Annotated in this window: 17 protein-coding genes; 12 read left to right on the plus strand and 5 right to left on the minus strand. The window is 68.8% G+C overall.

Annotated features, from left to right (window positions below; all coding sequences use genetic code 11):
- Positions 1-153: 153 nt before the first annotated feature.
- Entirely contained in the window at positions 154-1539 is a 1386-nt protein-coding gene (locus APAU_RS02580) for a phosphomannomutase/phosphoglucomutase (RefSeq protein ID WP_006300109.1), read from the minus strand.
- A 305-nt stretch (positions 1540-1844) separates the two neighbouring features.
- Here APAU_RS02580 and APAU_RS02585 point away from each other — a divergent pair, with 305 nt between their 5' ends.
- From APAU_RS02585 to APAU_RS02635, 11 genes are all read left to right on the plus strand, one after another.
- Positions 1845-2246, plus strand: coding sequence for a nucleoside triphosphate pyrophosphohydrolase family protein (locus tag APAU_RS02585; RefSeq protein WP_006300110.1), 402 nt, complete (start codon positions 1845-1847; stop codon positions 2244-2246).
- On the plus strand, positions 2243-3010 hold the full coding sequence (locus tag APAU_RS02590; protein WP_006300111.1) for an HD domain-containing protein: 768 nt from the start codon (positions 2243-2245) through the stop codon (positions 3008-3010). The genes APAU_RS02585 and APAU_RS02590 overlap by 4 nt, the downstream gene beginning before the upstream one ends.
- A 43-nt stretch (positions 3011-3053) precedes the next feature.
- Complete coding sequence (locus APAU_RS02595) at positions 3054-4286, plus strand: diaminopropionate ammonia-lyase (protein WP_006300112.1); 1233 nt, start codon at positions 3054-3056, stop codon at positions 4284-4286.
- 177 nt (positions 4287-4463) lie between these two features.
- Entirely contained in the window at positions 4464-4952 is a 489-nt protein-coding gene (locus APAU_RS02600; protein WP_006300113.1) for an NADH-quinone oxidoreductase subunit NuoE family protein, read from the plus strand.
- A complete protein-coding gene (locus tag APAU_RS02605; protein WP_006300114.1) occupies positions 4942-6807 on the plus strand; it encodes an NADH-ubiquinone oxidoreductase-F iron-sulfur binding region domain-containing protein in 1866 nt (621 codons plus the stop codon). The genes APAU_RS02600 and APAU_RS02605 overlap by 11 nt, the downstream gene beginning before the upstream one ends.
- Entirely contained in the window at positions 6804-7550 is a 747-nt protein-coding gene (locus APAU_RS02610) for a 2Fe-2S iron-sulfur cluster-binding protein (RefSeq protein ID WP_006300115.1), read from the plus strand. The genes APAU_RS02605 and APAU_RS02610 overlap by 4 nt, the downstream gene beginning before the upstream one ends.
- A 256-nt stretch (positions 7551-7806) precedes the next feature.
- The gene (locus APAU_RS02615; protein WP_006300116.1) at positions 7807-8283 is read left to right on the plus strand and encodes a 4Fe-4S dicluster domain-containing protein; all 477 of its coding nucleotides are present in this window, start codon (positions 7807-7809) and stop codon (positions 8281-8283) included.
- Positions 8284-10083: an aldehyde ferredoxin oxidoreductase family protein gene (locus APAU_RS02620; protein WP_006300117.1), complete on the plus strand. Its 1800-nt coding sequence runs from the start codon at positions 8284-8286 to the stop codon at positions 10081-10083.
- A 25-nt stretch (positions 10084-10108) separates the two neighbouring features.
- Positions 10109-10378, plus strand: a complete 270-nt coding sequence (locus APAU_RS02625; RefSeq protein WP_006300118.1) for a MoaD family protein — start codon at positions 10109-10111, stop codon at positions 10376-10378.
- A 111-nt stretch (positions 10379-10489) separates the two neighbouring features.
- Entirely contained in the window at positions 10490-10813 is a 324-nt protein-coding gene (locus APAU_RS02630; protein WP_006300119.1) for a hypothetical protein, read from the plus strand.
- Between the two features lie 44 nt (positions 10814-10857).
- The gene (locus tag APAU_RS02635) at positions 10858-12378 is read left to right on the plus strand and encodes a helicase HerA-like domain-containing protein (RefSeq protein WP_006300120.1); all 1521 of its coding nucleotides are present in this window, start codon (positions 10858-10860) and stop codon (positions 12376-12378) included.
- A 94-nt stretch (positions 12379-12472) separates the two neighbouring features.
- Here APAU_RS02635 and APAU_RS02640 read toward each other — a convergent pair whose 3' ends face one another.
- From APAU_RS02640 to APAU_RS02655, 4 genes are read right to left on the minus strand one after another with little or no spacing between them, the layout of a single operon-like run.
- Complete coding sequence (locus tag APAU_RS02640) at positions 12473-13615, minus strand: efflux RND transporter periplasmic adaptor subunit (protein ID WP_006300121.1); 1143 nt, start codon at positions 13613-13615, stop codon at positions 12473-12475.
- A gap of 14 nt (positions 13616-13629) precedes the next feature.
- Entirely contained in the window at positions 13630-14937 is a 1308-nt protein-coding gene (locus APAU_RS02645; RefSeq protein ID WP_006300122.1) for a TolC family protein, read from the minus strand.
- A gap of 2 nt (positions 14938-14939) precedes the next feature.
- A complete protein-coding gene (locus tag APAU_RS02650; protein ID WP_006300123.1) occupies positions 14940-18038 on the minus strand; it encodes an efflux RND transporter permease subunit in 3099 nt (1032 codons plus the stop codon).
- Complete coding sequence (locus tag APAU_RS02655) at positions 18035-18670, minus strand: TetR/AcrR family transcriptional regulator (protein WP_006300124.1); 636 nt, start codon at positions 18668-18670, stop codon at positions 18035-18037. The genes APAU_RS02650 and APAU_RS02655 overlap by 4 nt, the downstream gene beginning before the upstream one ends.
- A 267-nt stretch (positions 18671-18937) precedes the next feature.
- Here APAU_RS02655 and APAU_RS02660 point away from each other — a divergent pair, with 267 nt between their 5' ends.
- The gene (locus tag APAU_RS02660; RefSeq protein ID WP_006300125.1) at positions 18938-19846 is read left to right on the plus strand and encodes a D-aminoacyl-tRNA deacylase; all 909 of its coding nucleotides are present in this window, start codon (positions 18938-18940) and stop codon (positions 19844-19846) included.
- Positions 19847-20186: the final 340 nt, after the last annotated feature.

Raw genomic sequence — 20186 nt, forward strand, 5'->3', positions numbered from 1 at the left:
CCCTATGACAAGATGATAGGCTGGAATGGTGGCATTATCAAAGCGCACCATGGTCCATGGCGTCGGGATAGGGGAAAGAAAAGGGCGGGAAGCTTGCGCTTCCCGCCCTTTTTGCCGTTTCTCGTTGTCCTTCGCGAAAAAACCGCTGCCGTACTAGTATTCCCACTGGAAGTCCTGGACCCCCGCCGACAGGATCCTGTCTTTCACGTCCCCGGCGATGGCCTTCAGGTCCTCCTCGGTCTTCCCCTCGCACCGGGCCACCAGGACCGGCTGGGTGTTGGAGGGCCGGATGAGGCCCCACCCCCCGGGGTAGAGGATCCGCACCCCGTCCACGGTGATGGCCTCGTGGGTCTTCAGGGCTTCCTCCCGGATGCGGTCCACCACCTGGAACTTCACGTCGTCGGGGCAGTCGATGCGGGTCTCCGCCGTGCTGGGGTAGAGGGGGATGTCCGCCATCAGCTCCGACAGCTTCTTGTCCGTGTGGGAGAGGATGCGCAGCAGCCGTCCCGCGGCGTAGAAGGCGTCGTCGAAGCCGTAGAACTCGTCGGCGAAGAACATGTGCCCCGACACCTCCCCGGTGAAGAGGGCCCCGATCTCCTTCATCTTGGCCTTGATGAGGGAGTGCCCGGACTTCCACCACAGGGGGCGGCCTCCCATGCGGCGCACCTCGTCGGGCAGGGCCATGGAGCTTTTCACCTCCACGATCACCTCCGCCCCCGGGTGCTTGGGGAGAATCTCCGTCCAGTACAGGAGCATCAGCCGATCTCCCCAGATGACCTCCCCCCGGTCGTCCACCACCCCGATGCGGTCCGAGTCCCCGTCGAAGCCGATGCCCAGGTCCGCTCCCTCCCGGCGCACCGTCTCGATGAGGGCGGGGAGGTTCTCCCGCTTGGTGGGGTCCGGGTGGTGGTTGGGGAAGGTGCCGTCCGCCTCGCTGTACAGGTCCACCACCCGGCAGCCCAGACGACGCACGAACTCCGGGGCGAAGGCCCCCCCCGTGCCGTTGCCCGAGTCCAGCACCACCACGGGCTTGCGGGGTCCCAGGGCGATCCGGGAGACCAGCATGTCCAGGTAGGCCCCCCGGATGTCCTGGTGTTCCAGGGTACCCGGGCGGTCCGCCGAAGCGATGCGTCCCTCGTCGATGATGCGCCGGATCTCCTGGATCTCGTCGCCGTAGAGGGTGACCTTGCCGAAGGCCAGCTTCAGTCCGTTGAACTCCTTGGGGTTGTGGCTGCCCGTCACCATGACGCCCCCGTCCAGGGCGAAGTGGTGGAGGCTCCAGTAGAAGCAGGGGGTGGCCACGGTGCCGATGTCGATGACGTCGATCCCCGCCGCCTCCGCCCCCTCGATGATGTTGGCCTTGATGCGCTCCGTGGAGAGGCGCACGTCCCCTCCCACGGACATGCGGGAGATCCCCTGGGATCTCAGGAAGGTGCCGTAGGCCTGCCCGATGAGGCGCACCACCTCGGGAGTCAGTTCCTCCTCCGCGAGGCCTCGGATGTCGTATTCCCGGAAGATGTTCGACGGAACCCTGCTCATGCCTTCGCCTCCTTCTCGGTGGCTGGATCCGGTTGTCTGAAGCCCGTGATAGGCGCTTGCCTCGCCCCTCGAAGGGGCGGCGAACCCCCCGGGGGAAAGGACCCCCTGGGGCGATCCTTTGGAACGCGCTCTCCTTCGGCATGGGGTCTCCGGGGGGGAAAGGCCCGGGGATCGGAGGCCTTCAAGGCGGGGCGTTCTTTCGACCATGGAATTCTCCTTGGGACGCGGAGTCCCGCAATGATAATATATACGATGGAAGGGGACGGGAAGGTGTTCCCTTGCTTTTTTCGAGGAGGTTGCGCGCCATGACCGATGGTTTCCGAAGCCTGGTGGAGGACTTCCACCAGGCCATGGGTTTGCCTGTGGACGGTTCCCTGACCGACCGGGGGCTCCAGGCCCTGCGTCTGGGGCTGCTGCGGGAGGAGCTGGAAGAACTGGAGGAGGCGGTCCAGGCCTACCAGGAATCGCCGGACCCCTCCCGCGCCGGGGCGCTGCTCAAGGAACTGGCGGATCTTCAGTACGTGGTCACGGGGTACGCCGTCACCTTCGGTCTGCCCCTGGAGGAGGCCTTCCTGCGGGTTCACGAGAGCAACCTCACCAAGCGGGACCCCCAGGGCCGCCCGACGGTCCGGGAGGACGGCAAGGTCCTCAAGGGGTCCCACTACCGCCCCCCGCATCTGGACGACCTGATGGAGGCGGGGCGATGAAGGAGGTCTTCGAGGCCCTTCGGGAGCGGTTCGACGCCCAGGTGGACCGGTTCCGGGAGGGCGGAGCCCTGAAGGAGCTCCACGATCTGAAGTACCGCCACTGCTTCCGCGTCTCCCGGGAGGCGGAGGGCATCGCCTCCGACCTGGGATGGGAGGCGGACCGGGTGGCCTGCGCCCGGGGCCTGGGGCTGCTCCACGACCTGGGTCGCTTCGAGCAGTACGCCCGACATGGCACCTTCAACGATCGGGTCTCGGTGGATCACGGCGACCTGGGGGCAACCCTGGTGCGGGAGCACTTCGCCGACCTGCTGTCCCAGACCTGGCTGAGGGTGATCCCCCCGGCGATCCGCTGGCACAACAAGCGACGTCTTCCCGCGGACCTGGACCCGGAGCTTCTGCCCTTTGCCCGGCTCATCCGGGATGCGGACAAGGTGGACGTGTATCGGGTCATTCGGGAGCACCTGGAGGCGGGACGCATCCGACAGCTGATCCCGCGGCTCACGGACCTGGAGGGGCCCCCCTCCGAAGCCCTGGTGGGGGTTCTGCTGGAGGAGCACACCGCGGACTACGGTATGGTGCGCAATCTGGCGGATCTGCTCCTGGTCCAGGCGTGTTGGGTGTACGACATGCACTTTCCCCCGGCGCTCCGGCGCCTGCTGGATCGACGCCTTCTGGAGGGACTTCGGGCCTGGATTTGCCCCACCCCTGCGGTGGACCGCATCTTCGCCGAAGCGGCAGATTGGGCGCAGAAGGCCTGCGCTTGAGGTGTTTACCGTGGAACGGGAACGGAAAGAAGGAGGGAAGACCATGAACGAAGAGACGCGACGCTTCTCCGGGCCGGACCTGGACGCCCTGGTGCGTACCCCGGGAGGAGAAATCCTCCCGGCTCCCCTGGGGCTTCGGGAAGCGCAACGGGTGCGCCGCTTCCATCGCACCCTGCCGGGCTACCGAGCTACCCCCCTGGCGAGCCTGGACGGGCTGGCGGCCCGATTGGGGGTGGCCCGTCTGTTCGTGAAGGACGAATCCCCCCGCTTCGGACTCAACGCCTTCAAGGTCCTGGGGGGCTCCTACGCCATCGCCCGAATTCTCGGGCAGAGGCTGGGGATCCCGGAGGAAGACCTGACCTTCCCCCTGCTTCAGTCCGAAGGGGTGCGGGAGAGGGCCGGGTCCCTCACCTTCGCCACCGCCACGGACGGCAACCACGGACGCGGTGTGGCCTGGGCGGCCCGGACCCTGGGCTACCACGCGGTGATCTTCCTACCCCGGGGCACCGCCCGAAGCCGCGTCGCCGCCATCGAGGCCACCGGGGCGGAGGCCATCGTCACGGAGCTTACCTACGACGACGCGGTGCGCCAGGCTCGGAAGATCGCCAAGGACCGGGGCTGGGTGGTGGTGCAGGACACCGCCTGGGATGGGTACGAGGAGATCCCCTCCTGGGTTCTCCAGGGCTACCTCACCATGGCCGACGAGGCGGCGGACCAGTTGGCCCTGGAGGGGGTGGAGGCCCCCACCCACGTGTTCCTCCAGGCGGGGGTGGGCACCATGGCCGCCTCCGCGGCAGGCTACCTGGCCCAACGGTGCAGGCCCCTGCCCCGGTTCCTGCTGGTGGAGCCGGACCGGGCGGACTGTCTCTTCGTCTCCGCCGAGGCGGGGGACGGGAGGCCCCACCCCACGGAGGGGGACCTGACCTCCATCATGGCGGGGCTCTCCTGCGGGGAGCCCAACCCCCAGGTCTGGCCCATCCTTCAGGACCTGGGCACCGCCTTCTTCCGTTGCCGCGATCACGTGGCCGCCCTGGGGATGCGCCTTCTGGCCCACCCCCTTCCCGGGGACCCGGCGGTGCTCTCCGGGGAGTCCGGGGCGGTGGGGCCGGGGCTTCTCTACCTCCTCCAGACCCGGGAGGCCTACGCCCCCCTTCGGGCCGCCCTGAACCTGGGTCCCGATTCCACGGTGCTCTGCTTCAGCACCGAGGGGGACACGGACCCGGAGAACTACCGTCGGGTCCTCTGGGAGGGGGCCTACCCCCTGCCGGAAGCCTGACTTCTGTCCACGAAGCGAAAAGGCTAGAATCGACTCATACCTGCGGGGGAGCCATGTAATGGGGTTCCCCCGCATCTTTTGTCCGGCAAGAGCATGTGGTATACACGTGCAAAAAGAAGCAAAATGGGGTATCCTCGTGACGTTGGGCACACATCCTGCGAAGGAACGGTGATTTCCATGTCCCGATGTTGCGAGGTCCCGCTCCCCCCTGCTTTTGACCTGGAAGCCCTTCTTCGTCGCTATCCCCCCCACCCGAGGTATCTCCTGGCCATCCTTCAGGACGTCCAATCGGCTTGCCGTTTCCTGCCCCGGACCGTTTTGGGGCGGGTGGCGGAGTACCTTCGGGTTCCCGAAAGCCGCGTCTTCGGGGTGGCCACGTTCTACAAGGCCCTGAGCCTGACCCCTCGGGGACGGAAGACCGTGAAGGTCTGCATGGGCACCGCCTGCCACCTCCGGGGGGCGCCGAAGGTCCTGGAGGCCCTGGAGGCCGCCCTGGGCATTCGCAGCGGAGGCACCACCGAGGACGGAGCCTTCTCCCTGGAGACGGTGAACTGCCTGGGGGCCTGCGCCCTGGCTCCGGTGGTGACGGTGGAGGACACCCCCTACGGAACCATGAGCCCCGCCAAGGTGCAGGCCATGCTGGAGGAGCGGGACCATGAGGCTTGAAAACGCCGCAGACCTGGAACGGTGGCGGGAGGAGCTTCGGGCGGCCCGGGCGGCCTCGTCCCGGGTGCGGGTCTGCGCGGGGACGGGGTGTCTTGCCGGAGGCAGCGCCCGGGTGAAGGAGGCCTTCGAGGTGGAGGCGGCCCGCCGGGGTCTGGCCCTGGGGGTGGATTTTCGGGCGGAGACCACGGGGTGCCACGGTTTCTGCGAGGAAGGTCCCCTGGTGGTGGCGGAGCCCGGGGGGATCCTCTACCGCCGGGTGACCCCCTCGGATGTGCCGGAGATCCTGGACGCCCTGGCCTCCGGGGTCCCGGTGCAGCGGCTTCTCTACAAGGATGCCTCCGGGAAGGTCTGTCCCACCGAGGATTCCATCCCCTTCTACGCGGGGCAGGATCGGCAGGTGCTGCGGCACTGCGGCCACATCGATCCCCGGGAACTGAGGGACTCTGTCCGCGCCGGGGGCTACCGGGCCCTGGGTCTGGCCCTGGGCATGGAGCCGGAGGACGTGGTGAAGGCCGTGTCCGATTCGGGGCTTCGCGGCCGGGGGGGCGGAGGTTTCCCCACGGGGATCAAGTGGGACTCCTGCCGGAGGGCCAAGGGGAAGCATCGGTTCGTCCTGGCCAACGGGGACGAGGGGGATCCGGGGGCCTTCATGGACCGCAGCCTCATGGAGGGGGATCCCCACTCGGTGCTGGAGGGCATGATCATCGGGGCCCACGCCGTGGGGGCCCGAAAGGGGTTCCTCTACGTCCGGGCGGAGTACCCCCTGGCAGTGGAACACCTGAACCGGGCCATCGCCCAGGCCCGGGAGGCGGGGCTTCTGGGGCGGAACATCCTGGGCAGCGGGTTGGACTTCGACCTGGAGGTCTGCCGAGGCGGGGGGGCCTTCGTGTGCGGCGAGTCCTCCGCCCTCATGGCCTCCATCGAGGGGCGAGCCGGGGAGCCCCGGGTGAAGTACATCCGCTCCACCGAGCGGGGGCTCTGGGACTGCCCCACGGTGCTGAACAACGTGGAGACCTGGGCCAACGTGCCCCTGGTGATCCCGCAGGGAGCGCAGGCCTACCGCACCAAGGGCACCGACGGAAGCCCGGGCACCAAGGTCTTCTCCCTGGTGGGAAAGGTCCGGCACAGCGGTCTGGTGGAGGTCCCCATGGGCACCACCCTCCGGGAGATCATCTTCGGCCTGGGGGGGGGCGTCCTGGGACGGGGGCGGTTCAAGGCGGTGCAGACCGGGGGGCCTTCCGGGGGCTGCCTGCCCGAGGACCGGCTGGACATCCCCGTGGACTTCGACCGTCTGGTGGAGGAGGGCTCCATGATGGGCTCCGGGGGCATGATCGTCATGGACCACCGGACCTGCATGGTGGACGTGGCCCGGTACTTCGTCCACTTCCTGGCGGAGGAGTCCTGCGGCAAGTGCGTTCCCTGTCGGGAGGGGCTCCAGGCCATCCTGGACATCCTGAACGACCTGACCCAGGGGCGGGGACGCCCGGGGGACGGGAGGCGGCTGGAGGAGATGGGCCGGGCCCTTTCGGACACCGCCCTCTGCGGCCTGGGACAGACCGCCGCCAACCCGGTGCTTTCCACCCTGCGGTTCTTCCCGGAGGAGTACCGGGAGCACGAAGAGCAGGGGTTCTGTCGCGCCGGGGTCTGCACGGGGCTCTTCGTGGTCCGGGTGACCCCGGAATCCTGCGTGGGCTGCGGGGCCTGCAAGCGGGCCTGTCCCGTCGGGGCCATCTCCGGGGAGACCAGGCAGGCCCATTCCGTGGACCCGACGGCCTGCATCGGCTGCGGCGCCTGCCTGGACACCTGCCCGTTCGGGGCCCTGTCCCCGGCCCCCAAGGAGGGATCGAACCGATGAAGACCCTGGTGGTGGACGGAAAGACCCTCTCCGTGGAGCCCGGAACCCTGCTCTACGACGCCGCCGTGGCGTCCGGGGCGCACATTCCCGCCCTGTGCCGCCACGAGGGGCTGCCCCACGAGGGGGCCTGTCGGGTCTGCGTGGTGGAGCTGGTGCGCCGGGGGACCTCCCGTCTGGTGGCCTCCTGCATGTTCCCGGTGAACGAGGACGGCCTGGAGGTGCTCACCGATTCCCCGAGGGTGCGGGAGGCGAGGCGCTTCGTGATCCGCCTTCTCCTTCGCCGGAACGCCTTGTCCCCGGTCATCCAGCAGCTGGCTCGGGAGGAGGGGGTGGAGCCGGACGAACGCCTGAGTCCCTACGACGGGGAGCTGTGCATCCGCTGCGGTCGCTGTGTCCGGGCCTGTGCCCTGGACGGCACCGACGCCCTGGGATTCGCCCTTCGGGGGTGGGACCGGAAGGTGTCCCCGCCCTTCGAGGAGGCCCCGGAGTCCTGCGTGGGCTGCCTGGCCTGCGCGGAGGTCTGCCCCACCGGGCACATCACCTACGAGGAGAGGGAAGGGACCCGGCGCATCTGGGGGCGCACCTTCGAGCTGGTGCGCTGCCAGGTCTGCGGCGAGGCCTTCGCCACGGCGGAACAGCTGGCCTTCCAGAAGGTGCCGGAGGAGGACCGGACCGTCTGTCCCCGGTGCCGCCGGGCCCGCCTGGGCCGGAAGTTCACCCTGGAGGGCACCAAGGGGGGATGACCGCGCAAGCCTCCGGGGACGCAAACACCCCATAGGGAACCTTCGACCCGCGCCGCCTCACTGAGGGGACCCGGGCGCTGGGGGCGGGGAGCGATCCCTTCCCCTGCCGAGTTCGCAAAGAAGGGAGACCGTCGCGGACGGTCTCCCTTCGTGCTTCGAAAGACCCGTCCGAAGGGAGGGGGAAAGACCCGTCGTCCGAGGGAGTCTTGAGGAAGGACAAGAGGCAGGATCCACAGGAGGGAGGAGAGGAGCGACTATGGAAAAGGTGCTTCTGGTATCGCCGGAGAGGTGCATCGCCTGCGGGAGCTGCGAGCTGGCCTGTTCCTTCTGCAAGGAGGGGGAGTTCCGGCCTGCGGTGTCCCGCATCGCCGTCCACCGGTTCGAGAAGGGGCAGAACATCCCCATGACCTGCTTCCAGTGCGAGGACGCGGCGTGCCTCAAGGTCTGCAAGACCGGGGCCCTGTATCGGGACGCCGACGGGGTGGTGCAGGTGGACCGGGAGAAGTGCATCGGCTGTCGCATGTGCGTCATGGCCTGTCCCTTCGGGAACATCCTCTACCACCGTGAGGTCAAGAGGGTTCTCAAGTGCGACCAGTGCGGCGGGGATCCGCAGTGCGTCGCCTTCTGTCCCACCAAGGCCATCGAGTACCTGCCCGCGGAGACCGCCAACCTGAACCGCAAGCGGAACTTCGCCGCCAAGATGGCCCAGGCTCTGGAGGAGGTGAAGGACTAGATGTACGGCTGGACGGGAAACGTGCTGCGCGTGAACCTGGCCGACGGGTCCTTCCGCAGGGAGGCCCTGAGGGAGGACCTGGCCCGGGACTATCTGGGCGCCCGGGGTCTGGGGACCCGCTACTTCGTGGACGAGGTGGACCCGATGGTGGACCCCCTCGCCCCGGAAAACAAGCTCTTCTTCGTCGCCGGCCCCCTCACGGGGACCCTGGCCACCTCCGCGGGACGGTTCAACGTGGTGGCCAAAAGCCCCCTCACCGGGACCATCGGGGCCTCCAACTCCGGGGGCTACTGGGGGCCGGAGCTGAAGTTCGCCGGCTGGGACATGGTGGTCCTGGAGGGGAAATCCCCCAAGCCGGTGTACCTGTACCTCTACAACGACAAGGCGGAGCTTCGGGACGCCTCCGCCCTGTGGGGCAAGGACACCCACGAGGCCACGGACCTGCTCCTGGGGGAGACGGACCCGGAGGCCAAGGTGGCCTGCATCGGCCCGGCGGGGGAGAATCTGGTCCTTTTGGCCAACATCATCAACGACAAGCACCGTGCCCCCGGTCGGGGCGGCATGGGGGCCGTCATGGGCTCCAAGAACGTGAAGGCCCTGGTGGTGCGAGGCACCAAGGGGGTCCGGGTGGCGGACAGGGAGGCCTTCCTGGACGCGGTCAAACAGGCCCGGGCCAAGCTGGCGGCCCACCCCGTCACCTCCGGCGGCCTGCCCCTCTACGGGACCAACGTGCTGGTGAACATCCTCAACCAGTCCGGCGGGCTGCCCACCCGGAACTTCCAGACGGGGGTCTTCGAGGGGGCGGACAGGATCGGGGGAGAGACCCAGCGGGACACCCGACTGCACCGCAACAAGGGATGCTTCGGCTGCACCGTGGCCTGCGGCCGGGTCTCCTTCGCCGCGGACCCCTACGCCCACGAGGGGGAGGGGCCGGAGTACGAGTCCACCTGGTCCTTCGGGGCGGACTGCGGGGTGGACGACATCGACGCCATCGCCGTGGCCAACTACCGGTGTAACGAGCTGGGTCTGGACACCATCTCCCTGGGCAGCACCCTGGCCTGCGCCATGGAGCTGTACGAACGGGGCTACCTGGATCGCCAGACCGCCGGGCACGACCTGCGCTTCGGCAACGCCCGGGCCATGGTGGATCTGGTGGAGGATGCGGGGTATCGTCGGGGCTTCGGAGAGCTGTTGGGCCAGGGTTCCTGGCGCCTGGCCAGCCACTTCGGCCACCCGGAGCTTTCCATGACCGTGAAGAAACAGGAGATGCCCGCCTACGATCCTCGGGCCATCCAGGGAATCGGTCTGAACTACGCCACCAGCAATCGCGGGGGGTGCCACGTCCGGGGCTACCTCATCTCCCCGGAGATCCTGGGGGTGCCCCAGAAGCTGGATCCCCAGTCCATCGAGGAGAAACCCGCCTGGGACAAGGTCTTCCAGGACCTCACCGCCGCGGTGGACTCCGCAGGGCTCTGTCTGTTCACCACCTTCGGCATCGGGGGGGAGGAGGTGGCGGCGCAGCTTGCCGCCGCCACGGGGGTGCCCTACACGGCCGAAGACGTCCTGAAGGTGGGGGAACGGATCTGGAATCTGGAACGGCTCTTCAACCTGAAGGCGGGTTTCTCCGCCGCCGACGACACCCTGCCGCCCCGTCTCCTGGGGGATCCCATGCCCGAAGGGCCCCACAAGGGCAGGGTGAGCCGGGTTCCGGAGATGCTGCCTCGGTACTACGAGGCCCGGGGGTGGGACGCCCGGGGAGTCCCCACGCCGGAGAAGCTGGCGGAGCTGGGGCTGGACTAGGGGCGGTTTCGGGGAGGATCGGGCGGTGAAGGTGCTCTTCTTCGCCACCATCCGGGACCTGACGGGGTGCAAGGAGACCCAGGTCCCTGCGCCCTCTTCGGTGCGGGACCTGCTGGAGGCCCTCTCGGTCCGCTACGGTTTCGCCTTTCGCCGCAAGGCCCTGGAGGGGACCGAACCCTCCCCGGAACTCATCGTGCTGGTGAACGGCCACCACATCGCCCACCTCCGGGGAGGGGACACCCCCCTCTCGGAAGGGGATCAGGTGAGCCTCTTCCCCGTCATCGGCGGGGGATGAGGGAGAAAGGGAAACGGACGAAGGACGCCGGGGAGGGCCCGTGAAGGGTCCTCCCCGGTCCGTCTTTCGGCCCGTCCCGTCTGCGGGTAAGATGGGGCGGGAGGTGGTCCCATGAGACGGATCGTCTTGAGCGTCCTGGCGGCGCTGTGTCTTGGCGTCCTCGGGGCGGGGGAGGTCTCGGCCGCGGGGTGGGGAGCCTACGCGGAGGGGCGGTTGGAGCTGTTCCGGCCCCGAATCCTGCTGGTGTACCCCCGGGGAAGGGACGTGGACGCCCGGGAGGTGCGGATTCCCGACGGTCGCTACGAGATCCTCAACTACGGATGGGACAACGTGAACCTGGTGATCAACTGCCGTCGCCTGTCCGGAAACGGGCCTCGGGCCCTGCGCTTCGTGTACATCACCCCCCACCGCTGGCACGCCGAAACCCCCTACTAGGGGAGCGGCGTCGCCGGACGGAACCCACCCCAAGGGAGGCCGCCATGAACTCCGATCCCGGTTCCTTCGTCCTCGCCCAGAACGAGAACCCCGTGCTCTTCCGTCCCCGGATGGGCAACCGCCACGGCCTCATCACCGGGGCCACGGGCACGGGGAAGACCGTGACCCTCCAGGTCCTGGCGGAGAACTTCAGCCGCCTGGGGGTGCCGGTGTTCCTGCCGGACGTGAAGGGAGACCTCTCGGGCCTCGCCCGTCCCGGTACCCCGGCGCCGGCCATCGACCGGCGCCGGGAGATGCTGGGCGTCGCGGACCACCCCTTCGAGGGGTACCCCCTGCTCTTCTGGGACCTCTTCGGTCGGGCGGGGCTGCCGTTGCGCACCACCGTCTCGGACATGGGCCCCCTGCTCCTCTCCCGGCTCTTCGACCTCAACGAGACCCAAAGCGGCGTGCTCTCGGTGCTCTTCCGCATGGCCGACGACGAGGGCCTCCTGCTGCTGGACCTGAAGGACCTGCGGGCCCTCCTGTCCTTCGTCCAGGAAAAGGACACCATGAAGGAGGTCTCTGCCCGGTACGGCCTCGTCTCCGCCGCCTCCCTGGGGGCGATCCAGCGGGCCCTCCTGACCCTGGAGGAACAGGGAGGGGAGCACCTCTTCGGGGAGCCCATGCTCCGGGTGGCGGATCTGCTGGGCAACGACGACCGGGGCTACGGGCGCATCAACGTCCTGGCGGCGGACGAGCTGATCCAGCGCCCTCGGCTTTACGCGGCCTTCCTCCTGTGGCTCCTGTCGGAGCTGTACGAGAACCTCCCCGAGGTGGGGGACCTGGACAAGCCCCGGCTCATCCTCTGCTTCGACGAGGCCCACCTGATCTTCCGGGACGCCCCGGAGGCCCTCATGGAGAAGGTGGAGCTGGTGGTGCGTCTCATCCGCTCCAAGGGGGTGGGGGTCTACTTCATCACCCAGAACCCCGCGGACGTCCCGGAGGTCATCCTGGGACAGCTGGGCAATCGGGTGATGCACGCCCTGCGGGCCTTCACCCCCAAGGATCAGAAGGCCGTCCGGGCCGCCGCCCAGACCTTCCGGCAGAACCCCCGGGTGGACGCGGAGAAGGTCCTGACGGAGCTGGAGGTGGGGGAGGCCCTGGTCTCCCTGCTGGACCCCAAGGGAGTCCCCCTGCCGGTGGAACGGGCCTGGGTGCTGCCCCCCCGGTCCCAGATCGGCCCCATCCCCTCGGAGGAGCGCCGACGCATCGGCGCCTTGAGCCCCCTGGCGTCCCTCTACGAGGAGGAGGTGGATCGGGAGTCGGCCTACGAAAAGCTCTCCCGCCGGGTGGAGGCGTCGTCCCCGGAGCCGGAGGCGCTTCCCCCCACCCCGCCGAAGCGGCCGGAGCGGGCCGAACCGGACCCCTTGCCCCCGCGCTCCGAGCGGCCCCCCCTGCGCCGGGGGGACACCCTGCTGGAGGCCATGGCCAAAAGCGCCATGCGCGCCGCCAGCTCCCAGCTGGGGCGCACCCTGGTGCGCAGCGTCCTGGGATCCCTCCTGGGGGGGAGCACCCGCAGGTTCTGAACCCCTCGCCCCTGGGACTCGAAAAACGGACGAAGGGGCGGGACCTCCCTACAAGGGAGAGCCCGCCCCTTCGTCATGGTGTGTCCGAAGTCTCTCAGTCCGAGGAGACGCGGTCGCCGTCTGTCAGGGCGTCGCCGCCCCCCACCACCACCCGGTCCCCGGAGGCCACGCCGGAGAGGATCTGCACCCGGTCAGGCAGGACGAGGCCCACCGTCACGGCCCGACGCCGCGCCTTCCCGTCCTCCACCACGAAGACCCCCCCGTCCCGGATCACCGTCGGGGGCAGGGTCAGGGCGTCCTTCGCCGTGGCCTCCACCAGGAACACCTTGGCGAACATGCCCGGCTTGAGGGGGGCCTCCGAGCCTCCGTTGGGCACCTGCACCTCCACCCGGGCGGTGCGGGTGGAGGGGTCCACGTAGGGGTCGATGCGTCGCACCGTCCCCGTCACCTCCCGCCCCGGGAAGCCCTCCCCGGTGAGGAGCCCCGTCATCCCCTCCCGCACCCGGGGGAGCTGGTTCTCCGGGACCTGGATCACCGCCTTGAGGGTGTCGATCTGCGCCACCTCCGCCACCGGGGAGGAGACCCCCAGAAGGGCCCCCGGGGCCAGGTCGTAGTCCTTCAGCACCACCCCGTCCATGGGGGCCAGGATGACGAACTCCGACCGGTTCACCTGCTGGGCCTGGAGGCTGGCCTGGGACTGCCGCACCGTGGCGACGGCGCGGTTGTACGCCGCCTGGGCGGTCTGCAGGGTGGTGACCCGGGTGTCCAGCTCCTGTTTGGTGGCGTAGCCCTCCGCCAGCAGTTTGCGGTACCGCTCCCGTTCCCGCTGGGCCTGCTCCAGTTCCGCCCGGGCCTGGTCCAGCCCCGCCCGGTTCACCGCCGTCTGGGCGCTCAAGGCCCCCACCTGGGCGTCCTGGTCCCGGTGGTCCAGCACCGCCAGCACCTGTCCCCGTCGGACCCGGTCCCCCGGGGACACCCGAAGCTCCTTGAGTTTCCCCGATACCTTGGGCACCAGCACCACGTCCTCCAGGGCCTCCAGGGTGGCGCTGGCGGAGAAGCCCTGCCGCAACAGGGGCTCGGCAGCAGGGGACACCACGTCCACCCGGGCCGCCGCAGGGGGAGGGGGCGGGGGCACCGCCCGGGAGCGCCCTGCCAGGGAGGCGATCCCCACGATTCCCAGCACCGCCAGCAGGAGCAGCGCTCCCCGTTTGCCCTTCCACAGTTCCCGGATCTTCATCCTACCGTCCTCCTTCATCGGGCCTTCAGGGCCTGGTCCACCAGGATCCCCTGGGACCGCCACAGTCGAGCCAGGGCCACCCGGTGGTCTCTTTGTGCCCCGGAGAGCTTCTGGCGGGCCTCCGTCACGGAGGTTCGGGCCGCCAGCACGTCCAGCTGGGTGTCCACGCCCTCCCGGTAGCCCACCTCCGCCAGCCGCAGGCTCTCCCGGGCCAGATCCAGGTTCTTCCTGGCCGAAGTCACCGCCTCGGCGGCGCTGTTCAGGGTCAGCCCCGCGTCCACCACCTCCGCCCGGACCGCATCCTCCTTCTGGGACACGCTCTGCTCCGTCTGTCGGAGGACCGCGCTCTCCTGGGTCACCTTGCCCCGGGTCTTCCCCCCGTCGAAGAGGGGGACGCTCACGTTCAGCGTGGCGATCCAGTCGTCGTCCTTCGTGTTGGAGGAGGGGTTGGAGTCGTAGACGAACTGGTAGGACCCCGTGAGGGTCACCGTGGGCCGCATCCCCGCTTTGGCGATGTCCACCGCCTGTTTCTGGATCGCCGCGGCGGTGCGCAGGGCCAGCAGGTCAGGGCGACGGTTCAGGGCCTGGGCCGCCAGGGATGGCGCGTCCACCGAGACAGCCGTCACAGTCAGATCCCCCGAGACCACCGTGGGGGCCTCCGGGGGCAGCCTCAGCAGGGTGAACAGCACGATCCGGGCGGCGGAGAGGTTGTTGGCGGCGGTGATCACGTCCACCCGGGCGTTCTCCCGCTGCTGTTCCATCCGGGACAGGTCCAGCCTGGTGGACAGGCCCAGCTCCAGGCGCTTGCGAAGGTCCTTCGTGGCCTTGTCGTAGTATCCCAGGGCATCCTCGGCGGTCTTCAGGTTCTCCCCCCGAAGCAGCACCCCGCAGAAGGCCTCGTAGACCTTCAGCGCCACGGTCTCTCGGGTCTCCTCCAGGGATTCCTGAGCCTTCTGCCGGTTCAGCAGGGCCTGCTGCTCCCCCGCCCGGATCACCCCTCCGGCGTAGAGGGTCTGGGAGAGGGCCAGGGAGCCCGTCCCCTCCCGTTCGGGCTTGGAAGAGTCCTCGTTGCGCCCCGTGGCGCTGCCCACCGCGGAAAGGGCGGGCAGCAGGGCCGACCGGGCCTGGGTCAGCAGGCCCTCCGCCTTGTCCAACTCCTCCTTGGCCCGGGCCACCTCCAGGTTCGTCTCCAGCCCCAGCGACAGGGCCTCCTCCAGGGAGAGGTCCGCCGGAGTCTCCGACGCCCCCAAGGATCCCGCAGGTACCAGAAGCAGCAGAGCCGTAAGGCCCGCCAGGATATTGCGACGAAGAATGCGGTTCATGCTCACTTGCCTCCCGTGGGGGTCGGTTCCCCCGTATTGACGAATTTGCGTCCCGGACGAAGCCCCCCCAGCCAGCGCAGCAGGGCTCGGGCCCGGTCTCGGGCGTCGTCCAGCACCAGGTACACCACCGGCACCACGAACAGGGTCAGGAGGGTGGAGGTGACCAGACCTCCCACCACCGCCACCGCCATGGGCTGACGCATCTCCGCCCCCTCCCCCAGCTTCAGGGCCACCGGCAGGGAGCCCACCATGGTGGACACGGCGGTCATGAGGATGGGACGAAGGCGCAACGGCCCCGCCGCCAGGGCTGCGGCCACCTTGTTGGTTCCCCGGGCCCGCTCCTGGTTGATGAAGTCCACCAGGATGATGCCGTTGTTCACCACGATGCCCACCAGGAGGATGATGCCCATGAAGCTCATCATGTCCAGGTTGTTCCCCGCCAGGAAGAGCAGCCCGAAGGCCCCGGGGGTGAGCAGGGGCAGGGAGAACATCACCGTGAAGGGGTGGAGGAACGACTCGAACTGGATCGCCATGACCAGGTACACCAGGGCGATGGCCACCAGAAGCGCCGTGATGAGCCGCCCGAAGTCCTCCCGCTGGGTCTTGGACCGTCCCGTGGCCTGGATGCGGATGTCCCCGTCCTTCGGGATGTGCCTCCGGAGGGTTTGTTCCACCAGGACCATGCCTTCTCCGGAGGAGAAGCCCGGTCCCACGTTGGCGCTGATCTCCAGGGAACTCTGCCGGGCGTAGCGCTTCACCACGTTGGGGGCCCGCACCTCCCGCACCGACACCAGCCCGGGCACCCGAACGATCTGCCCCGCCCCGTTGCGCACCGCGATGCGCTCCACGTCAACCGGGGAGGACCGCATGGACCGGTCCGCCATGAGGCGGATGTCGTACCGGAAGCCCCGATCCTTGAAGACCCCCGCCTTGAGCCCCCCGAAGAAGGCCTGCACCTCCGTGGACAGGTCCCGGATGTTCAGGTTCATGTCGTCCGTGCGGCCCCGGTTCAGGTCGATCTGCAGCTGCGGCTTGTCCAGCCGCACGTCCGTCTTCAGGTCCAGGAGTCGCCCGTCCCGGCGCAGGTCCGCCAGGACCTTGTCGGACACCGCCACCAGCTCCTCCGGGGTGCCCCCCACCAGGGTCATGGTGAGGTCCGCCCCCCCCCGGGTGGCGTAGGTGAGCTTGGCGTCCCGGTACCCCGAGAGGTCCCGGCGTACCCGGGCCATGACCTCCGTCACTCCCGGGCGTTCTCGGCGGGGCACCAGCTCCACCGTGAGGGTACCTTTGTTGACCTCCTGCCCCATGCCGGAGCCTACCTCCCCGTAGGTGTAGGCCACCGAGGGGTCGGTGCGCACCTGCCGGTCCATCTTCACCAGGAGCCGTTCCGTCTCCTCCAGGGAGGTGCCAGAAGGCAGTTCCACGCTGATGTTGAAGGACCCCTGGTCGTCGGAGGGAAAGAACCCGGTGCCCACGTGGGCGGCGAAGAACAGCCCCAGGGCGAAGAGCCCCACCGCCGCCCCCAGGGTCACCCACCGGAAGGCCACCGCCTTCTCCAGGGCCACCCGGTAGGCCTGCTCCAACCCCTCCAGGAGCCCCTCCACCCAACGGGCGAGGCGTCCCGGGTGGTCCTTGTGGAGGATCCGGGAGCACAGGAAGGGGGTCAGGGACAGGGACAGCAGCAGGGACAGCAGGATGGTGCAGACCACCGTGATCCCGAAGGAGTAGAAGAACCGCCCCACGATGCCCCCCATGAAGGCCACCGGGGCGAACACCGCCACCGTGGTGGTGGCTCCCCCCAGCACCGAGAAGGCCACCTCGTCGGTGCCCACCTGGCTGGCCCGCAGGGCGGGCATGCCCTCCTCCATGTGCCGGTGGATGTTCTCCAGCACCACCGTGGTGGCGTCCACCACCATCCCCACCGCCAGGGAGATCCCCATCATGGTCAGGTTGTTCACCGAAAGCCCCAAACCCTTCATGAAGAGGAAGCTCCCCAGGAGACACACGGGGATGGTGATCACCGCCACGAAGGTCGCCCGGAGGGTGCGCAGGAAGAACAGCATGATGAGGGAGCACAGGGCCACCGCCTGCATCACGTTGGAGGCCACGCCCTTCATGGAGCGGCGCACGAAGTCCGCCTGGTTGGAGAGGACCTTCAGCTCGATGCCCTTGGGAGCCTCCCGGCGCAGTTCCTCCAGCATCTTCAGGGTCCCGTCCGCCACCGCCACCTCGTTGGCCCCCCGCTGCTTGCGCACCGTCAGGAAGAGCACGCCTTGACCGTTGTAACTGGCCCCGTCGGTGCGCTCCGCGAAGCCGTCCTCCACCCGGGCCACGTCCCGCAGGCGGATCACGCTGCCCTTCCGCACCGCCACGGGCAGAGAGGCCAGATCCTCCACGGTGCCGTATTCCCCCGTCAGGCGCAGCTCCACCTTCCGGCGGTCCGTCTGCACGCTTCCCGCAGGCAGCTCCACGTGCTTGTTCTTGATGGCGTCGGACACGTCCTTCACCGTCAGGCTCCGGGCCTCCAGAAGCGCCGGGTCCAGCCACAGCCGGATCTCCCGCTCCCGCAGCCCCGGGGTGCCCACGTCCCCCACGCCGCTCACCGACTGGAGCCGCGCCTTGGCCACCTTGTCGGCGAACTGGACCTTCTCCCGGTACGACGCGGGACCCAGCACCGCCACCGTCACCAGGGCGTCGTCTCCGATGGTGAACTTCTGCACCACCGGGGTCTCCGCCTCGTCGGGCAGGTCCGACAGGGCCAGGTTCACCTTGTCCCGCACGTCCGCCGCCGCCGCGTCCACGTCCCGGCCCAGGTCGAACTGCACCGTGGTCACCGAGCGTCCCTCGTAGCTGCTGGAGGCCAGGCTTTCGATGCCGGAGATGCTGGATAGCTTCTCCTCGATCACGTCCGCCACGTCGTGGTCCATCACCGTGGCGCTGGCCCCCTTCATGACGGTGGTCACCGTCACCAGGGGGAAGTCCACGTCGGGGATCCGCTGCACCCCCATGGCCTTCAGGGCCAACAGACCGAAGATCACCAGGGCCAGGGTGCACATGACCACCGTCACGGGACGGCGCAGGGAGGTCTCGGTCAGCTTCATGCGTCGGTCCCCTTCCGGGGGAGGATGCCGTGGAGGACCAGGTCCTTCACCATCTCCGAGATCACCTCCGGGTTCCCGTCGAAGGCGCCGATGCCGAACATCCGCCCCAGGCTCATGAGGATGCCGTGGATCAGGTCCTCCATCAGCCCCGGGTCGAAGGACCGGAAGGTCCCGCACTCCACGCCTCGGGTCAGGACCTTCAGCACCGCCTCTCGGGCCTGACGCATGGGGTGGTTCTTGCTGCCCGGGCCGTGGAGGGAGTGCAGCTCCGGGTTTTCCTCCACCACCCGGATCACCGCGGCGATGACGTTGCGGTGCCGATGGATCCCCAGCACCAGGGACTCCAGGACCCGCTGCAGCTCCGCCGCCGGATCCAGCCCCAGCATGCGGATCTCCTCCATCTCCCGGGTGAGGGCCTCCCCGTTGCGTTTGAGGACGAAGAAGACCACCTCCTTCTTGTCGGCGAAGTAGTTGTACACCGTCCCCTTCGCCACCCCCGCCCGCTGGGCCAGCTTTTCCATGGTGAGCCCCATCCACCCTTCCGCCTCCAGGATGGACAGCGCCGCCTCGTACAGGGCGTCCCGGGTCATGGACTCCAGCACCGCCCGCTTCTGTTCCGAAAGCCTCGGCATGAGCGAACCGTCTCCTTCCAGGAAGGCAAGACCGACCTTCCTAATGATGACCGATGGTCATAACAATGAGAGGGATTCTAGCTACCCGCCCGGGGGCTGTCAATGCGTGCTAAGGCGGATTTCTCTTCTCCCTTGCCCTTCCTCCGGGGCGGGCTCGGGTTCTCGGGGGTGTATCGGGGAGGGGTGTCCCGGAGGATTTGCCGGGCTTTGCCGAAGGGGGTACAAGAACGGCAGAACATCGAAGAATCCCACGAGGAGGGGTAGGACATGGGCGAGGCGGTCTGGTTCTTCAGCATGGGGGAGGGGGTGCACCACGTCTCCCGAGATGTTTACACCCGGGTGGAGGCGCTTTTCTCCCCCGAGCCGGAGGGGTGGAGCGTGGACGGGTACCCGGTGACCCGGTGTCGGGACGCCTGGGGCCACACCCACCGGTTCCTTCGCACCCGAACCCTGGTGAGCTACGACTACGCCGCCTACCTGCCGGTGCTGCGGGAGCGCTTCGCCGGGGCGGACCTGGCGGGGGAGGTCACCTGGCACGCCGGGGACAACGCCCCGGATCGGGTGCTCACCGCCCACACCATCGGCGACGTGCCCTCCGGGGTCTTCTGCTCCTCCCGTCCCGAGGTGCTGCGCAACCTGTTGGAGAGCCTGGAGGACCACGCCGCCGCCCTGGGGCTGGAGGGATGGCGGGCGCTGCCCGAGGCCACCCACTGGTCCGGCTCCTGCCACGGGGGGAACCCGGCGGACCTGAGCCGGTACCCCTCCATGCTGGTGGACGTGGAGCTGGGCAGCACCCCCGATGCCTGGGAGAACCCCCGGGCCCAGGAAGCCCTGGCCCGGAGCCTCCTGGAGGCCCTGCGTCCCCGGCCCCGCATGGTCCACCTGCTCTGCCTGGGGGGCGTGCACTTCGAGCCCTCCTTCGCCGAGGGGGCCACGGACCGAAGCCGCGACCTGGGGCTGGGGCACGTGCTGCCCAACCAGTGGGTCGTGTCGGGGCGCTACGAGGACGAGGACGGCCCCGCCAAGCTGGACGCCGCCGCGGCCTCCGTACAGGGCGGGGTGGACGCGGTGGTGTACCACGAGGGCCTCAAGGGCTGTTACCGCCAGCTCTGCCGCGACCTGGGAGCCCGCCTCGCCGTGCCCGTCTGGAAGCACCGGGGGATGAGGAAGGGGTAGGGGTGAAGGACAACGTCCCCAAGCACGAGGACCGACGTAAAGTGTCGGGGGGATCGCGTATAAGGGGGGTGGCTCTCGGCCACCCCCCTTGTGAGTGGGGAGAAAACACCAGCCCCAAACGCCGGGGCCTGGCTTGAAACCGGTTCATCCCCACTTGCGTGGGGAAAGAGGGCCCCTTCGCATAGAGGAAGGATGAACCTCGGTTCATCCCCACCTGGGTGGGGAACCCTCGGCCTCCTGGACAGAGGTCAAGGGCACGGAGGGATGATAAGAATTGTAGCATGCCGGATATTTTAGAATGAACCTCTTGGTTTAATCTTTGACAAATCAAAAGAGTCGC

Origin of the sequence: Aminomonas paucivorans DSM 12260 (assembly GCF_000165795.1) — a bacterium.
In the GTDB taxonomy this organism is placed as follows: domain Bacteria; phylum Synergistota; class Synergistia; order Synergistales; family Synergistaceae; genus Aminomonas; species Aminomonas paucivorans.

What these genes read in the sequence shown, in the direction of transcription:
- APAU_RS02630 (WP_006300119.1), top strand. Translation starts at nt 10,490, where the DNA reads ATGAGACGGATCGTCTTGAGCGTCCTGGCGGCGCTGTGTCTTGGCGTC.
- APAU_RS02585 (WP_006300110.1), top strand. Translation starts at nt 1,845, where the DNA reads ATGACCGATGGTTTCCGAAGCCTGGTGGAGGACTTCCACCAGGCCATG.
- APAU_RS02635 (WP_006300120.1), top strand. Translation starts at nt 10,858, where the DNA reads ATGAACTCCGATCCCGGTTCCTTCGTCCTCGCCCAGAACGAGAACCCC.
- APAU_RS02590 (WP_006300111.1), top strand. Translation starts at nt 2,243, where the DNA reads ATGAAGGAGGTCTTCGAGGCCCTTCGGGAGCGGTTCGACGCCCAGGTG.
- APAU_RS02660 (WP_006300125.1), top strand. Translation starts at nt 18,938, where the DNA reads ATGGGCGAGGCGGTCTGGTTCTTCAGCATGGGGGAGGGGGTGCACCAC.
- APAU_RS02605 (WP_006300114.1), top strand. Translation starts at nt 4,942, where the DNA reads ATGAGGCTTGAAAACGCCGCAGACCTGGAACGGTGGCGGGAGGAGCTT.
- APAU_RS02645 (WP_006300122.1), bottom strand. Translation starts at nt 14,937, where the DNA reads ATGAACCGCATTCTTCGTCGCAATATCCTGGCGGGCCTTACGGCTCTG.
- APAU_RS02615 (WP_006300116.1), top strand. Translation starts at nt 7,807, where the DNA reads ATGGAAAAGGTGCTTCTGGTATCGCCGGAGAGGTGCATCGCCTGCGGG.
- APAU_RS02620 (WP_006300117.1), top strand. Translation starts at nt 8,284, where the DNA reads ATGTACGGCTGGACGGGAAACGTGCTGCGCGTGAACCTGGCCGACGGG.
- APAU_RS02655 (WP_006300124.1), bottom strand. Translation starts at nt 18,670, where the DNA reads ATGCCGAGGCTTTCGGAACAGAAGCGGGCGGTGCTGGAGTCCATGACC.
- APAU_RS02650 (WP_006300123.1), bottom strand. Translation starts at nt 18,038, where the DNA reads ATGAAGCTGACCGAGACCTCCCTGCGCCGTCCCGTGACGGTGGTCATG.
- APAU_RS02580 (WP_006300109.1), bottom strand. Translation starts at nt 1,539, where the DNA reads ATGAGCAGGGTTCCGTCGAACATCTTCCGGGAATACGACATCCGAGGC.
- APAU_RS02600 (WP_006300113.1), top strand. Translation starts at nt 4,464, where the DNA reads ATGTCCCGATGTTGCGAGGTCCCGCTCCCCCCTGCTTTTGACCTGGAA.
- APAU_RS02640 (WP_006300121.1), bottom strand. Translation starts at nt 13,615, where the DNA reads ATGAAGATCCGGGAACTGTGGAAGGGCAAACGGGGAGCGCTGCTCCTG.
- APAU_RS02610 (WP_006300115.1), top strand. Translation starts at nt 6,804, where the DNA reads ATGAAGACCCTGGTGGTGGACGGAAAGACCCTCTCCGTGGAGCCCGGA.
- APAU_RS02595 (WP_006300112.1), top strand. Translation starts at nt 3,054, where the DNA reads ATGAACGAAGAGACGCGACGCTTCTCCGGGCCGGACCTGGACGCCCTG.